Source organism: Azospira inquinata (genome assembly GCF_018905915.1).
In the GTDB taxonomy this organism is placed as follows: domain Bacteria; phylum Pseudomonadota; class Gammaproteobacteria; order Burkholderiales; family Rhodocyclaceae; genus Azospira; species Azospira inquinata.
In genome coordinates, this window is sequence record NZ_CP064782.1 from 1,846,026 (window position 1) to 1,861,922 (window position 15,897).

The following is a 15,897-nucleotide window of genomic DNA, read 5'->3' on the forward strand; positions in this document are numbered from 1 at the left end:
GGTTTGCCGCTCCGGTATAATTCACGATTTTCCCTTGGCCTTGCCATGACCGCTCCCCAAATCCCCGCAACCATGACCTCCAGCCGCGAGTTGTATGTTCGCCTCCTGGGCTACGTGCGTCCCTATTGGCGCGCTTTTGTGCTGGCGATTGGGGCGATGGCCTTGTCCGCGGTGAGTGAGCCCCTGCTCCCGGCTTTGATGAAGCCCTTGTTGGACGGGAGCTTTGGGGAAAAAGCCCACCACTTCAACTATTGGCTGGTGCCTTTCATTATCGTGGGGATTTTTTTGTTGCGGGGGGTTTTGGGATTCCTCGGCGACTACGCCATGGTTTGGGTGTCCAACAAAGTGGTGGTGGATTTACGCAACGCCATGTTTTCCCGGCTGGTCCATCTCCCAACCCGGTTTTTTGACAATCAATCCTCCGGGGTGTTGATGTCCAAGGTGGCCTATGACGTGGGGGGGGTCATGGCAGCGGCCAGCGGGGTTCTGACTTCCCTGGTCAAGGATTCCCTTTCCGTTATTGGTTTGTTCGGCTGGTTGCTGTATTTGAACTGGGCCTTGACCCTGGTGGCCATGGCCATGGTGCCGTTGATTGCCTTGTCTGTGCGTATTTTTAGCAAACGCCTCCGGCAGATGAGCCGGGGAGGGCAGTTTGCTATGGGGGACATTACCCATGTGCTGGAAGAGTCCATTGAGGCTCACAAGGTCGTCAAAATCTTTGGTGGACAGGAATACGAGCGGCGCCGCTTTTTGGCGGCTAATGAACGGCAGCGGGGCTTCAATATCCGGGCGACGGTGGCGGCTGCCGCCCTGGGACCCATTGTGCAATTTCTGGCATCCATCGCCCTGGCGGTGATTGTGGTGGTGGCTTTGTCCCAAACTGGAGACAAGACCACGGTGGGGGGCTTTGTTTCCTTCATTACCGCCATGCTCATGCTGCTGGCCCCCATGAAGCGGCTGACCGACATGAATTCCCAGTTGCAGCGCGGCCTGGCGGCGGCGGAAAGCGTTTTCTCCCTGGTGGATGAAGCCCCGGAAGAAGACCGGGGCACTGTGGAGCTGGATCGGGCCAAGGGGGAAATCCGGGTGGAAGAGGTGGTGCTGCGCTATCCGGATACGTCCCGCAATGCCCTGGATGGGGTCAGCTTTGCCATTGAACCGGGACAGACCGTGGCCCTGGTGGGGGCTTCCGGCAGCGGCAAAACCTCCATGGCCAATCTCATGCCCCGCTTCTACAAGCCCACCGCCGGGCGCATTCTGCTGGATGGTCATGATCTCCAGGATTTGCGCCTGGATAGTCTGCGGGCCAATGTGGCCCTGGTGTCCCAGGATGTGGTGCTGTTCAACGATACGGTGGCGGCCAACATTGCCTACGGCACCCTGGAGCAGGTTTCCCGGGAGCAGATTGAGGCGGCGGCGGAAGCGGCCTACGCCATGGAATTTATCCAGGCCCTGCCCCACGGCCTGGATACGGAAATCGGAGAAAACGGGGTGAAGCTCTCCGGCGGCCAGCGGCAACGGCTAGCCATTGCCCGAGCCCTGCTCAAAAACGCTCCGGTGCTGATCCTGGATGAGGCCACTTCGGCCCTGGATACGGAATCCGAGCGGGCGGTCCAGGCGGCCCTGGAACAGCTGATGCGCAACCGCACCACCCTGGTGATTGCCCACCGCCTGTCCACCATCGAAAACGCCGACCGGATCATTGTCATGGAACGGGGCCGTATTGTGGAAACGGGGACCCATGCTGAACTCTTGGCCCGGGACGGGGTATATGCCCGGCTTCAGCGCCTCCAATCCGCCGGGGATGAGGCCACCGCCTGATGGAGCGTATTCTCGCCATCAACGTCAGCCGTATCGGCGATACCCTGCTGGCCACCCCGGCCCTCCGGGCCCTGGGCCAGCGGCAAGGGGTGATCCTGGATGTGCTGGCCCATCCTAAGCGCCGGGAGGTGCTGGAGGGCCTGCCCTTCATCCATCGGCTGGGAAGCATTACCCCCACCCGGGCCAAATGGTGGCTGTTGTTTCGTTGGTTACTGGGAAGAAAACCGGATTACGACTTGGCGGTGGTTTGGGGACAGGATGAGCCCCTGGTGCGCTATGCCCTGGCCCGAGCCCGCCGGGTGGTGGCCTATTGCCAGGAGGATGATGGGCTTAACCGGCAGTTGACGCCGGCGGTTCCTGTGCCCGATCGCACCCTTCATGCGGTACGGCAGCGTCTAGCCCTGGTGACTCCATTGCAACTCCCCCTTCAGGGCAAGTGGCTCAGCTATCAGGTGAAGCCGGAAGAAAAGGCCTGGGCTCAGGCGCTACTGGCTGAAAAAGGTGCCTGTGGTCCTTGGGTAGGGCTACAGCTCAAGAGCTTTCATACCAAGAGCCATCGGGATTGGCCCTTGGACTCCTTTTGCCAATTGGTGGAACGCCTGTTGAAGGCTTATCCCCAGGCGGGCATTTTGATCCTGGGTGGGCCGGAATCCCGGGGGGAGGCCGCAGAAATGGCGGCCCGCTTCCCCGGTAAGGTGTTGCCCTTGTCTGGAAGGCTCTCCCTGCGTCAGGCGGGGGCGGTGATGTCCTGTCTGGACCTCTATGTGGGGGTGGATACGGGCCCCTCCCATTTGGCCGGTGCATTAGGCATTCCCATGGTAGTGCTCTACCACTGTGCCTATCCGGCCTCCGTTTATGGCCCCCTGGAGCGGCCTCTGGCCCAAACCATTGACCATCCCGCCCTGGCCCAGGGCGATCAGGCGGTGACCCATTCCATGGCGGACATCGGGGTGGATCAGGTCTGGGCGGCCGTGGCGGAGCGTTTGGCGTCCGTGGCTTCCCGGAAAGAAGCAAAACCATCATGAATATATTGCACACCGAATGGTCCGACGGCTGGGGCGGACAGGAACACCGCATTGTGACGGAAATGGTCGGTATGGCCGGGCGGGGCCACCGGGTAACCCTGGCGACTCGGCCCCAGGCCATTATCGGAAAAAAAGCCCGGGCGGCAGGTATTCCCGTCCTTGAGTTGCCGTTCCGGCATAAATTGGATTTGCGTTCTATCCGCGCCCTGGTCCGGTTTATCCGTCAGGAAGGGGTGCAGGTGGTCAACACCCATAGCGGGGTGGATAGCTGGGTGGGAGGGCTGGCTGCCCGTTGGGCCCGGGTTGGTCTGGTGCGTACCCGCCACCTGAACCTACCGCTGCATCCCAGTTGGCATAACTTCATCCACTATCTTCCCCAGCGTATTGTGGCCTGTGGGGAGGTGATGCGCCGGGATTTGATTGCCCGTGACGGCTTTCCCCCGGAAAAGGTAGTGAGCATTCCCACCGGAGTGGATTTCGGAAAATTTGTTCCTTCTCGCCCCCGGCAGGAAATGCGCCAGACCTTGCAGGTGCCGGAACGGGCCTTCCTCGTCCTGATGGTGGGGGTGGTACGACGGATCAAACGCCATGAAGTGGCCTTGGAGGCCTTTGCTAAATTCCATCGTTCCCATCCCAATAGCCTGTTCCTTATTGTGGGGGACGGTCCCCGGCTCGACGATATCAAGGCTCTGGCTAGGGCCTCCGGGCTGGCCTCCCAAGTGCGTTTCCTGGGATATCGGGCGGATATTCCGGACTTGATGGGGGCGGCCGATTGCCTTCTGCTGACCTCTGCCTCCGAGGGGGTTCCCCAGGCCGTTACTCAAGCCTTGGGCTGTGGCCTCCCCGTGGTGGCCACGGCGGTAGGTGGTGTTCCCGAATTGGTTCGGGATGGGGAAACAGGGTTGCTGGTAGCCCCGGAAAACAGCGAAGCAACCGCCGCAGCCCTGGGGCGTATTGCAGACGATCCCTCCCTGGCCCAGCATCTGGCTGTTGGTGGAAAACGCCATGCCCATGGCTATTTCAGCCTGGAGGCTATGCTGGATGGGACGGAAGCCATGTATTGCGGTTTAACGGATCAACCTTAGAGGGTGGCCTTATGTGCCAGGAACCTACCTGCGAATGTCGGATTCGGACAAAGTAATGAATGCCTCCCTGCACGCCAGTCCTCCTTTGCCTGCCGATGCCACGAGCGGGTTGGTAGCTTCACCCAAGGTTCTGGTCAGTTTTCCCTTTCATGAGCGCCAGCAGGAATGGCATATCCCCTTGGGTGACGGCTGTGCCGAGGCCCTTGCAGATATGGGCTTTGCGGTCTGCCGATTCAATCCCATTCAAGAGGAAATTCGTTTTGTCGGGAAAAAGCCCCTGGAAAAGCTGGTGCTGTCCTTGGGCAAAATGATTGGCTTCGATAAACGGCAGATTCAGGAAAGCCTGCCTTGGGGGGATGATCAGGTTCGCTTCAAGGCGCTGCTGCGGGCGGTGGAGGATTTTCGGCCGGATTGGCTGCTGGTGATCTCCACGTTCACCTACCCCGCATGGCTGCTGGAAAAAATTCGGGCCTGTGGGGCTAAGAAAATAATCGGCTGGTGTGTGGAGGGGCCAACCTGGATTCGCTCACCCATTGAGGAATCCCATCTCTACGACCACTATTTCTGTATTCACCGGCATGGCATAGGGGCGGAGGAAAATATCGGCTTTCTGCCCGCTGTTTCCTTCGACAAGGATAGCTATTACCCGATTACCCCGCGTCCGGATAAATGCCGGGATGTGGTATTTGTGGGGCGAGCCAAGGAACGGCGGGTCGACTATGTAAAAAATATCACCGATTTTGACCTGCATATCTATGGTCCGGCTTGGGAACGTTGCGACCCCTCAGTTCTTGCCTGTCTGAAGGGGAAGGCCATTGGTGGCGACGCCTTGAATTTGCTCTATAACCAGGCAAAGATCGTTTTGAATGTCACCGCCTGGGCCAATGAAGGGCAGGATTGTCCCAATTTACGGGTTGTGGACGTACCTGCTACTGGTAGTTTTTTGTTGAGTGATTACTCGGATTTTGCGGCGGAATTGTTTGTGCCGGGAAAAGAAATTGAGTTCTTTTCTTCGGTAGAAGAACTGCGGGACAAGCTGAAGTTCTATCTAGCCAACGATGGGCTGCGGGAAAAAATTGCGCGAGCAGGTTATGAGAAGGCCATCAGTCTTGAGACCTATCGGGACAAGATTTTGACCATATTGCAGCGCAGTCGGATTGCCCTGCCCGAGGGCTCCATTTCCCGCACGCAATGTCAGCAAGGGGTAGGGTAGAAATATGCAGGCAGTGCCTATTCTGATGTATCACCATGTCAGTCCCAACCCGGGATTGGTCACGATTTCCCCCGCCTTGTTTAAAAGCCATATGGAATGGCTGCATGACCATGGCTATACAACGGTGGGTGCCCATGACTTGGCGGCATTTCTTGCGGGCAAGCCTTTGGCGCCCAAGAGCGTTGTGGTCAGTTTCGATGATGGGTATCTGGACAACTGGGTCTATGCCTATCCCACCCTTAAGGCTCTGGGCCAGAAAGCCGTTTTGTTCCTGGTGACAGGGTGGGTGGGGGACGGTCCTCTGCGTGCCTGCTGGAGCACGGATGGGGCTATTCCCCCCTGTCCGGATCATCGCCAATGCAAGGCCCTGATTGAACAGGGCGCCTCGGACGAGGTGATTGTGCGGTGGTCTGAGGTGGAACAGATGGTGGCCTCAGGGGTGTTTGAAGTGCACTCCCATACCCATACCCATACCCGCTGGGATAAGTCTTTGCCTGCGGGGGGGGCGCGGGAAAAGGCACTAGCTGAGGATTTGGGCCAATCTCGGGAAACACTGAGCCAACGTCTAGGACAGGTCAGTTCCCACTTATGCTGGCCCCAAGGCTACTACGACGAGGGCTATGTGCGAGTTGCCCAAGCCGCTGGATTTCAGTACCTCTATACCACCGAGAAGCGGGTAAATACGGCCCAGGCGGACCCCCTGCATTTGGGGCGGGTGGTCGCCAAGGACCGTTCTGCCAGTTGGTTGGGGAATCGGGTCTTTATCTGGCGCCACGGCACTCTGGCCCACTTTTACGCGGGGCTGCGGGGAAAGTGAGCCGACGGTGATCCAAGAAGATAAGGAATGTTGGCTGTCAGTTGTTGTGACGGCTTATAACGTGGAAGCGTGGATTCCCCGTTGCCTGGATTCTCTGCTCCAGGGATGGCTGCCTGGGGTGGAGATTATCGTGGTGGATGATGGCTCCACGGACGGCACCGCTGCCCAGGTGCGGCAGTATGAGCACCAAGCCCTCAGGCCCTACTTGCTGCCCCGCAATGGAGGGGTTTCTGCGGCCAGAAATTTCGCCATTCAACAGGCCCGGGGAACGTACCTAGCCTTTGTGGATGGGGACGATACGGTTGCTCCCTCCTATTACGAGGCGATTCAGGCAGCCTTGCAAGCAACCCCTGCCCAGTTCTATTCATTTGAAGCTTTCAACTTCTTCCCGGATGGCAGAGAAGCCACTCCGGTCGTGGGCTTGGATAGAAGCTTCCAAGGCAAGGGCGCCGAGCTGCTGGAGTTAATGCATCGCTGCCATGTCCACTCTTTCCACTGCTGGCGGGTGGTGGTGGAGAGAGAGGTTCTGTTGGCAAAAGGGTGGTTATTCCCTGAAGAACTGAGTGTCTTTGAAGATATGGCTTGGTTCCTGATGACCTGTCTGGGCGCGGTGTCGGCCTGTCATGTGCCCGCTCCGATTTATCGGTATTGGCATCGGAGTAACTCGGTCATCAATCAGAGTACGGAGCAAAGCCGCTTGGGGCGGGTCCATGCGGTGGCGGGGTGTATACAGCGATTGAAACTGATGCAATCCGAAGTGACGGAAAAACGCGTGAAGCAAATCCTTGGCAACCTGGGTTGCCATCTCTGCTTTTCGGCTTTCCACCAGATGAAGCGGATTGCTTCGATAGAAATGAAAACCCGGGCCCGTTGCGCTTTGTGGAAAAGCGGCGCTGCCGGTTTTCTGCTGCACAACGGAGGCTATCTGAAATTGCGGGAACAGGTTCGCGCCTATAAACGTGCGCTTCAGTTATGTCTGGCGGTTGTTACCAGTTGCCGCTCCATGCGGGAGAAATGAAATGGCGGTGTTGTGGGTCCATTCCGGAGGCTGGCTGAGCCGGGCGGCAATCTCCTATATCGGTGTTCACAACGGCGCCTCTTTTGCCGCAGCGGGGCAAGACAGTCACCTGTTGATGCCTGCCGCCGCAGAGGATGGGGCGGCGGAAGCCCATTTGCAGGAATATTACGGGGTTCAGGCTCAGGCCAAGCTTCATTTGCAGCTCTTTTCCGAAAAACGACGCTGGTGGCAGATTCATCATCCCTACTATGGCTATGGGGAGCGCTATGCCTTGCGTTTGCGTAAGGCACTGCCTGCCGATGAAAAGCTGGTGATTCTTACCCGGGAGCCCCGTTTCCTCCCCTACCTAGCCAAGCTCTCCCGAGTCCCCGGGATCGTCGGGCTCTATGAGTCCCATTATTTTTATTACGATCTTGGCTGGCGTGAAGGCCCTGTTTCCAAGGGGGACAGGATGCGGGGCAATCTGGAACGCCGTTATTTGCCCCAGATCAGCGGCATTGTGGCCATTGCTTCAGAACAGGCCAAGCTTTTCGCCCAGGCCATGCCCCATGTCCCGGTCCTTTTTTCCCCTTTGGGGGCAAAGCACTTACCCGAGTCGCTGATTTCCCGGAAGCGGGAAGAGCAATGGCGACAACGCCGTACCGTGGCCTATATCGGCCATCTCTTCGCCTATAAGGGGGTGGATGCCCTGGTGGCCTACGGTACCCGGCTGAAACAGAAAAATATAAATGCTGTGTTCTTTGGCGGTACTCCGGAGGAAGTGGCCCGGTACGAGAAAATCTGTGCGGAACAAGGAGCGGATAATCTGCGCTGGCATCCCTTCCTGCCTCCTGCGGCAATGTTCCAGGCCCTCGCCGGCTGTGCCAGCGTTGGTTTAGTGGCTCTGGAAGATAATTACTACAACCGGCATTTGACCTGTCCGGTCAAAGCCCTGGATTTCCTGTCCTTGGGAATCCCGGTAGTGGCGTCTGACCTGCCTTGTACCCGGGATGTACTGGGAGAGGCGGGTGTTTATTTCCCGCCTGGGGATACGGAGGCCATGCTCGAGCGAATTTGCGCTTTGCTGGACGACGGGGATAGTTATGCTCATCGTGCCCGGTCCGGACTGGACCGGGCAGAACAGTTGTCCTGGAAAAATCGGGCGGCCCAGATTCTCGCCTTTGCCAACCAACTGAAGTAGGCGTTTAACCGGTATTCAGGGAGTTTTTTTTGAAAGTCGTTACCTATATCCCCCACGGCGGTATCCCCGACCGTCGGGGGTTTGCTCCGGCCATTGCCGCTCAGTATCTGGCCCGTGGATTCAGCTTTTTTCAGAACATCCATGTATGCCGTCAGGAAGCGGATCTGCCCCAGCATGAATTGAATGATGCCTACGGGGAAGTGCTGCGGCTGAAGGTGGGGAGGGCCTACCGCCTTTTGTTCCAGAAGTGGACCCGTTGGGACCCCTTTCCCTTGCATGCCCGACTGGCTAAATTTATGGCGGCATGGGGGGGGGATGTGGTTCATGCCCACCAGCTGGAATTTCCGGTAGATGATTTCAGAAAGCGCCTGGGACGAGCGATTCCCGTGGTTATCCACGCCCACGCCCAGCGCACCTTTGATCCCCGCTGGGGGGCTGCCGATGCCTATGTGGCGGTTTCGGATTACACCAAGCAGGCTTTGGAGGAAAAAGGCTTTCCTGCGGAGCGCATTCACGTCATCCATAACGGGGCGGATACCCAGCGTTTTGCCCCGGCCTCGGAAGCAGAGGTGGCCCGTTATAAGGGGCTATTGGGATTCCAAGGCAAAAAGATTGTTGCCTACGTCGGGCGCAAGCAAGAAAACAAAGGGTATTTCTCTTTCCTGGAAGCCCTGGAATTGCTGGCCCATGAAAATAGTAACGTGCGGGGGGTAGCGGCGGGGGCCCTGCCTTCCCATGTGGAGCGTCGCCCCGAATATGCCGAGCCCCTGGCCCGGGCGCGCCGTCTTGTGGAGCAGGGCATTTTGCTGGATCTCCCTGCTTTACCCCATGGCGTACTGCCCCATGTGTTTCAGATGGCGGATGTGTTGCTATTTCCCACCCGCTTCTCGGGGGAACAACATCCCATGGTACTGGTGGAGGCCATGTCCTGCGGTGGAGTGGTAATTAGCGCTCCCATTGCCGGCATTCGGGAGACCGTGGGTGAGGAAGGCGCCATTCTTTTGGATGACGTGGAAAATCCTGCTGCCTTGGCTGACGCGGCGGGGAAAGTCCTGCGCAACCCGGAAGATTACCGGGGCATGCGGGAAAAAGCTCGGGAATTGGCCGTGTCTCGGTTCGATTGGCGTTTGCAGGCGGCCCAATTGGAACGTCTTTATTTTTCTTGTTTGGGGTATCGATAATGTGGGCCAGCCAGATGCAAGGTATTCGCCGCTATTGGTTGTTTGTACTGTTGGCAACGCTGCTGTTTGTATGGTCCATCGGCAATACGGTGGCACTACGTAACCTGTTGATCGGCCTCATCCTTCTGGGATTGCTCCCCCTGGCCAAGGCTAGTCTAGGCTATTTCAGAGAAATCAAAGCAGGGGCCCCCTGGGGATGGTTTCTGGCCGTCACCGCCTGGTTGGTGTTGCAAGCCCTGTTCATTTCTCCGGAAACAAACTGGGCCTTGACCAATATCCGGGGCCAATGGATTAAAGCCGCCCTTTGCCTGTTTCTGGGCTACGGGGTGGTCTTTTGGGGAAAGGAAAAAGGTTTCAGTCGGGGCACCCTTTGCCTGGTGGTGGCCGGAGCCTTGGGGGTGGAATGCCTGGCCCACGCCCTGGATTCTCTATGGCTGTGGTGGCAACAAGGCGTACCGCCCTTGTCCGTTTCCCGGGTGACCGGTTCCAAGGAACGGATCAGCTACGTCAATAATCTGTTCTTTTCCATTCTGGCGGCTGAGGTGGTGGCCCGTCTGAATGGCACACCGCGCCTGCTGCCCGTGAGCCGCAAATGGGTGGTATTCGGGTTGGTGGTGGTCTATTTCAATTCCTGGGTGATCGGCGCCAGAAATGGGGAAATCGGGGCCCTTGCCCTGACTGTTTCCGCCGCTTTTTTGGTTTTGATTGCCCAACGGCATCGTCTGGGAACGAAGCGTCTGGGGGCGGTACTGGCGGGATTGCTGGTCTTTCTTTCGGCTCTCGGTTACCTGGGTTACAAGAGCGATGGGCGGTGGAATACCTTGTGGGAGCAAGCCCAGATCGGTTGGCAGACCGATACCTACCGGTTTTGGCTGAATGCCCAAAAATATCCCCGGCCTTTGGATAGCGAGGGTCGGGAAGTCAGCCTGTCTAACTACCTGCGCATTGCCTGGATTAAGGAAGGGGTAAAAATCATCGCCGATACCCCCTGGGGGGTTGGCTACGGCCGTACCGCTTTTGGTCACGCTCTGGCCAAGCGTTACCCTGAGGACAATCCCCGTCTGGGTGCCCATTCCCATAGCGGCATTATCGACTGGACCATTGGCACCGGCTGGCTTGGCCTGATTTTGTGGCTGGGGTTTGTCGGGGTAGGGATGAAACAGGGGGTGAAGAAATATGTGGCCTGGTCCGATCCGGCGGCCTTGATGCTGCTGTTTGTGGTGACCGGGTATTTCTCCCGTTCCCTGGTGGATAGCAATATTCGGGACCACATGCTGGAGCAGTTCATGTTCCTCTATGGGTTCTTCTATGCCCTGTGTTGTTGGGGGCTGGAGGCTCCCCTGGCTGTGACAGGGGCGAAGGACACCCATGAGTGAGCCGATTGCCGCAAGCGTAATGGCCTCCTTATTGCCCCACGCCAAAGTTCTGGTCATCCGTAAAGACAATATCGGGGACCTGGTGTGTACCACCCCCATGATTCGCGCCCTGCGCCAGCATTTTCCCCACATTCATCTGGCAGCTTTAGTGAACAGCTATAACGGGCCGGTGCTGCGAGGGAATCCGGATCTGGATGCGGTGCATGTCTACACCAAGGCCAAGCATCGCCAGGCCGATGAGTCTCTATTGGGGGTTTATTGGCGGCGTTTGGCCTTGATGGGGCGCTTACGCTGGCTGGACTATGACTTGGCCATCCTGGCCAACTGTTCCTTCGTTGCCTCCTCCCTGGGGCTGGCGCGACAGATGGGCCCTAAACGTATCCTGGGGTTTTCCAACGGCAGCAATCCCCGTCTGGAAGCTCGGCTCACGGACCCGGTGCCCTACCATCCCGATCCCCAGGAACACGAAGTAGAACGTTTGGCAAAGCTCCTGGTGCCTCTGGGCATTCCCGAGCCCATGCCCGCAGCCCGGGTGTATGCGGATGAAGCCCTCTTGTTGCGGCAGCGGGAACGCCTGAACGAAGCCTGGGGCTCGTTTCCCCGACCGCCGATAGCCATCCATATCAGCGCCCGCAAGGTTCCCCAGCGTTGGCCGGCGGAACGCTTCGTCGCACTGATGCGGGCTCTGTACCAGGAGCGGGGGGAGCGTTTCATGCTCTTCTGGTCCCCGGGGGAGGAAAACAACCCTTTGCATCCGGGGGATGACGGCAAGGCCCGGGAAATACTGGCGGCCTTGTCGGACGTTCCGGTGCAGCCCTGTCCCACGGCCCGTTTGGAAGAATTGATTGCTGGCCTGGCCTGCTGCGGCGCCATGGTCTGCTCCGATGGCGGAGCCATGCACCTGGGGGCCGGGTTGGGCCTGCCCATCGTCTGCTTTTTTGGCAATTCGGATGCCCGCAAATGGCATCCCTGGGGCGTACCCTACGAGTTACTCCAGGCGGATAGCCAGGACGTCAATGACATTTCCGTGGCCCAGGCCCTGGAGGCCTATAGTCGGTTGCAGGGACGCCTGGCTTAAAACAGGCGCTGCATCACCCAGGCCACCCCTACTCCCACCAGGATGCCCGCGCCGATTTCTACCCGGCTGTGCCCCATCCGTTCCCGTAGGGGGGTGTCGCTCTCCGGGGTGAGCCGGTTGATGGCGGCGGCTTGTTTGCCCACCTGACGGCGCAGGCTGTTGGCGTCCAGCATGACGATGAAGGCCAGGGTCAGTGCAACGCCAAAGGCGGGGTGCTGGATGCCTTCCTTGAAGGCGATGAGGGCGGCGGTGCTACTCACGATGGCGCTGTGATTGCTGGGCAGGCCGCCGTAACCGATCAGGCCGAAGGCAAGCCGTCCGGACTTGATGCTGTTGATGCAGAATTTCAGGCCGCCGGCGATAAGCCAGGCAAGGAAGGGCGTCAGGGCATAGGCCACGGCAGGGTTCCTCTTTTTTGGGGGCGGGGGACTATTCGTCCCGGGGGGAATATTCTTCGACGGCCGCCTTCAGGGCTGCCTTCAGGGGGGCCGGGGTGTGGCCATTGCAGGCGCCGTCCACCCGTTCCAGCAGGGGGACCAGTTGTTGCCAGGACAGCATGTGTTCTTGCAGGCGCAGGATGCGGGGATGACGGGTAGGCTGTACATCGCCGCCGATCAGCAACTCTTCGTAGAGCTTTTCCCCGGGGCGCAGGCCGGTAATGCGGATTTCGATGTCCCCGTCCGGGCATTGGGCGTCCCGTACCGCCAGACCGGAGAGGTGCACCATGCGCCGGGCCAGATCCAGAATGCGCACCGGGTCTCCCATATCTAGCACAAACACCTCGCCACCTGCCGCCAGGGCGCTGGCTTGGATGACCAGCTGGGCGGCTTCCGGGATGGTCATGAAAAAGCGGGTAATGTCCGGGTGGGTCAGGGTAATGGGGCCACCGGCCTTGATCTGGCGCCGGAACAGGGGCACCACGGAGCCGGAGGAGCCGAGGACGTTGCCGAAACGCACCATGGTGAAACAGGTCTGGCCGCCTTCCGCCGCCAGGGCTTGAAGCACCAGTTCCGCGAGGCGCTTGCTGGCCCCCATCACATTGGTGGGGCGCACCGCCTTGTCCGTAGAAATGAGCACAAAGGTTTCCACCCTGGCGCTCTGGGCGGCCCGGGCCATACGCAGGGTGCCCTGGACGTTGTTGCGCACCCCGGCGGCCGGATTGTGTTCCACGATGGGCACATGCTTGTAGGCTGCCGCGTGATAGACCGTGGCCACCTCGTACTGGCGCAGCAGGTCAGTCATGCGCTCCTGATCCAGGGCCGAGCCCAGCACCGGTACCAGTTCCAGGGCGGAGTTGCCCGTTTTGGCCCGCCAGGCTTGCAGTTCCTGATCGATGGCATAGAGGGCGTATTCACTCAATTCCAACAGCACCAGACGGCGGGGCGCCAGGGCGGCGATCTGGCGGCAGAGCTCGCTGCCGATGGAGCCGCCGGCCCCGGTCACCAGCACCGACTTGCCCGTTACCCGGCGGGTCAGCAAGCCTTGGTCCGGCACGATGGGTTCCCGCCCCAGTAGATCTTCGATATCCACCTCCCGCAGCATGGACACATCCACCTTGCCGCTGGCTAGTTCAGCCAGACTGGGCATGGTTTTCAGGGTGATTCCCAGGGGTTCCAGGCGTTGCAGAATGGTGCTGATGGTGGCCCGGGGGGCAGACGGCATGGCCAGTAGAATCTGGCCAATATCCTTGTCCGCCACCACTTTGGCGATGTCCTCTGGGCTATACACCTTGGCCCCCGCGATTCGGGCGCCTTGAATGTCCTTTTTGTCGTCAAAAAAGGCAATCACCTGATATTCGTTGCCAGAAGCAAAGGCCAGGGCCAGTTGGGCTCCCGCATTGCCCGCTCCGTAGATGGCTACTTTGCGCCGGTCCCGCCGGTGCCGGTCCAGGCGCAGCAAATAGCTACGGGCCAGGAAACGGCTGGCGCCTACATAGAGAATGGCAAGGCACCAGTAAATGCCGAAGACGCCACGGGAAAGCCCCTGGGTGTGGGTCAGGGCGGCCAGGGACATGAGCATGAGGACCGAGGCGGTGACTCCGGAAACCACGGTAAGTAGCGCCTTGTCCCCCATGAAGCGCACCACCGCATGGTAGAGCCCCAAAACCACGAATACGGGCACGGCGAAGAGGGGCGCGGCCAGGGTCAGCATGCCGTACCCGGCCACGTCGGCATGAAATGAATCGAAGCGGAGTACCTCGGCGCTCCAGAAGGCCAGGGGGAGCAGAATGAGATCCGCCACCACCACCGCGCCCCGCTTCCAGAAACGGGGCCAGGAAAGGATACGGTCGTGGAGTTGCTGCAGGAGTTGGGGGACCAGGGTAGTCAACGGAAAAGGCACAGCTTGATGGTTTTGAGGATGATGGCGATATCGCCCCAGAAGCTTCGCTCCGCCACATAGCGGCGGTAGTGGGCCAATTTCACGGGGAGAATGTCTTCCACATAGGCTTTTTCCGGATCGGCGGCCCCGGAAAGGAGGCCATTTTCGTCTCGGAATTCAATGGAGGCAAGGTCGGTGATGCCGGGCCTGACGGATAAAACGATGCGCCGATCCTCTTCCGAATAGCATTGGACGTAACGGGGCACCTCGGGGCGAGGCCCTACCAGACTCATGGTCCCGACCAGCACGTCTAGGAGCTGGGGTAATTCGTCCAGCTTGTAACGCCGAATGAAGGCCCCACTATGGGTAATGCGGGGGTCCGCGCCCACGGTAATTTGCAGTCCCCGGGCTTCCGCGTCCGGTCCCATGCTGCGGAATTTATGGATGGCGAAGGGGACGCCCTGGCGTCCGACCCGGGTCTGGCGAAAAAACACCGGCCCGGGGGAATCCCATTTGATCCACAGCGCCAAAACGAGAAACAGGGGGCTAAGCAGCAATAACCCCAGGGCGGCGCAGACAAGGTCAAAAAGGCGTTTGCTCATGGGGCCAGCAGACTGCGGACAGCATCCACCACCCGTTCCACGTCCCCATCCCCCATGCGGGTGTAGATGGGCAGGCTGACCTCCCCTTCATAGAGCCGTTGGGTGTGGGGAAAATCCTCCGGTCGCAGCTGGTAGGTGTCCCGCCAGTAAGGATGCTGGTGCAGGGGAATGTAATGGACGCTGCACCCGATACACCGGTCAGCCATCCCCTGGATAAAGGCATCCCGCCCCAGGGGCGCTTCCGGCTTAAGACACAGGGCATAGAGGTGCCAGGCGTGGCGATCCCCGGTGGCGGCGTCCGGCGGCAGGATCACGGGCAGGTCGGCAAAGGCCTGGTGGTAATGCTGGGCAATGGCCTGGCGGCGTGCCTGAAAGGTCTCCACCTTGCGCAATTGGTGGATGCCCAGGGCGGCCGCCATGTCGGTCATGTTGTATTTGAACCCGGGGGCGATGACCTGATAGTGCCAGGCGGGTTTGCTGGAGCGGTAACGGTCAAAAGCATCCCGGTCGATACCGTGCAGGCGCATCACCCGGGCCCGCTTGGCAATTTCCGGATGACGGGTGACCAGCATGCCCCCCTCCCCGGTGGCCAGGGTTTTGGTGGCATAAAAGCTGAATACCGTGGCGTCACTGCCCAGGGTGCCAATCAATTGCCCACCACAGGTGGTGGGCAGGGCGTGTGCGGCGTCTTCCACCACTTTCAGCCCGTGCTTGCGGGCAATTTCCAGAATAGGGCCCATGTGGGTGCTGCGACCGGCGTAATGGACCGGAATAATGGCCTTGGTGGCCGGGGTGATGGCCGCTTCCAATAACCGGGGGTCCAGGCAATAGGTGGCCGGATCAATATCCACAAACCGGGGATGGGCCCCCATGTAGCGGATTACCTCCGCTGTGGCGGTAAAGGTGTGGGAGACGGTAATAACCTCGTCCCCTGGGCCGATCCCCAGGGCTTCCAATGCTAGATGCAGCCCAGCGGTTGCCGAGTTGACCGCAATTGCCTCCACATTGCCACCCAGATAGGCGGCGAAATCAGTTTCGAAACGCTTGGTCTTAGGCCCGGTGGTAATCCAGCCAGAGCGTAGGGAATCCACCACTTCATTGATTTCTTCGTCCCCGATATCCGGTACGGCGAAGGGGAGAAAAGCAGGAGTCGTCATAGGAAAATTCAATCAACCGCCCGAA

Annotated in this window: 14 protein-coding genes; 10 read left to right on the forward strand and 4 right to left on the reverse strand. The window is 59.4% G+C overall.

Annotation, left to right across the window (positions count from 1 at the left end):
• Positions 1-45 precede the first annotated feature (45 nt).
• From msbA to Azoinq_RS08540, 10 genes are read left to right on the forward strand one after another with little or no spacing between them, the layout of a single operon-like run.
• On the forward strand, positions 46-1,821 hold the full coding sequence (msbA, locus tag Azoinq_RS08495; RefSeq protein ID WP_216130036.1) for a lipid A export permease/ATP-binding protein MsbA: 1,776 nt from the start codon (positions 46-48) through the stop codon (positions 1,819-1,821).
• Positions 1,821-2,846 carry a glycosyltransferase family 9 protein gene (locus Azoinq_RS08500; protein ID WP_216130034.1) on the forward strand — a complete coding sequence of 342 codons (1,026 nt, stop codon included), beginning with the start codon at positions 1,821-1,823 and terminating at the stop codon, positions 2,844-2,846. The genes msbA and Azoinq_RS08500 overlap by 1 nt, the downstream gene beginning before the upstream one ends.
• Positions 2,843-3,931, forward strand: a complete 1,089-nt coding sequence (locus Azoinq_RS08505) for a glycosyltransferase family 4 protein (RefSeq protein WP_216130032.1) — start codon at positions 2,843-2,845, stop codon at positions 3,929-3,931. The genes Azoinq_RS08500 and Azoinq_RS08505 overlap by 4 nt, the downstream gene beginning before the upstream one ends.
• A gap of 55 nt (positions 3,932-3,986) precedes the next feature.
• Complete coding sequence (locus Azoinq_RS08510; protein WP_216130030.1) at positions 3,987-5,144, forward strand: CgeB family protein; 1,158 nt, start codon at positions 3,987-3,989, stop codon at positions 5,142-5,144.
• Positions 5,145-5,148: 4 nt separating this feature from the next.
• Positions 5,149-5,961, forward strand: a complete 813-nt coding sequence (locus Azoinq_RS08515; RefSeq protein WP_216130028.1) for a polysaccharide deacetylase family protein — start codon at positions 5,149-5,151, stop codon at positions 5,959-5,961.
• A gap of 7 nt (positions 5,962-5,968) precedes the next feature.
• Positions 5,969-6,979 (forward strand): glycosyltransferase family 2 protein, encoded by a 1,011-nt coding sequence (locus tag Azoinq_RS08520; protein WP_216130026.1) that lies wholly within the window; start codon positions 5,969-5,971, stop codon positions 6,977-6,979.
• 1 nt (position 6,980) lies between these two features.
• The gene (locus tag Azoinq_RS08525) at positions 6,981-8,159 is read left to right on the forward strand and encodes a glycosyltransferase (protein WP_216130025.1); all 1,179 of its coding nucleotides are present in this window, start codon (positions 6,981-6,983) and stop codon (positions 8,157-8,159) included.
• A gap of 29 nt (positions 8,160-8,188) precedes the next feature.
• A complete protein-coding gene (locus Azoinq_RS08530; RefSeq protein ID WP_216130023.1) occupies positions 8,189-9,340 on the forward strand; it encodes a glycosyltransferase family 4 protein in 1,152 nt (383 codons plus the stop codon).
• Positions 9,341-9,354: 14 nt separating this feature from the next.
• Entirely contained in the window at positions 9,355-10,716 is a 1,362-nt protein-coding gene (locus tag Azoinq_RS08535; RefSeq protein WP_216130021.1) for an O-antigen ligase family protein, read from the forward strand.
• Positions 10,709-11,794, forward strand: a complete 1,086-nt coding sequence (locus Azoinq_RS08540) for a glycosyltransferase family 9 protein (protein WP_216130019.1) — start codon at positions 10,709-10,711, stop codon at positions 11,792-11,794. Before Azoinq_RS08535 ends, Azoinq_RS08540 begins: the two co-directional genes overlap by 8 nt.
• On the opposite strand, the gene Azoinq_RS08545 is transcribed toward Azoinq_RS08540, so the two are convergent.
• From Azoinq_RS08545 to Azoinq_RS08560, 4 genes are read right to left on the reverse strand one after another with little or no spacing between them, the layout of a single operon-like run.
• Entirely contained in the window at positions 11,791-12,192 is a 402-nt protein-coding gene (locus tag Azoinq_RS08545) for a divergent PAP2 family protein (protein WP_216130017.1), read from the reverse strand. The genes Azoinq_RS08540 and Azoinq_RS08545 overlap by 4 nt on opposite strands.
• Before the next feature lie 31 nt (positions 12,193-12,223).
• A complete protein-coding gene (locus Azoinq_RS08550; protein WP_216130015.1) occupies positions 12,224-14,122 on the reverse strand; it encodes a polysaccharide biosynthesis protein in 1,899 nt (632 codons plus the stop codon).
• Entirely contained in the window at positions 14,119-14,715 is a 597-nt protein-coding gene (locus Azoinq_RS08555) for a sugar transferase (protein ID WP_216130013.1), read from the reverse strand. The genes Azoinq_RS08550 and Azoinq_RS08555 overlap by 4 nt, the downstream gene beginning before the upstream one ends.
• Positions 14,712-15,872, reverse strand: coding sequence for a DegT/DnrJ/EryC1/StrS family aminotransferase (locus Azoinq_RS08560; protein WP_216130011.1), 1,161 nt, complete (start codon positions 15,870-15,872; stop codon positions 14,712-14,714). The genes Azoinq_RS08555 and Azoinq_RS08560 overlap by 4 nt, the downstream gene beginning before the upstream one ends.
• Positions 15,873-15,897 lie beyond the last annotated feature (25 nt).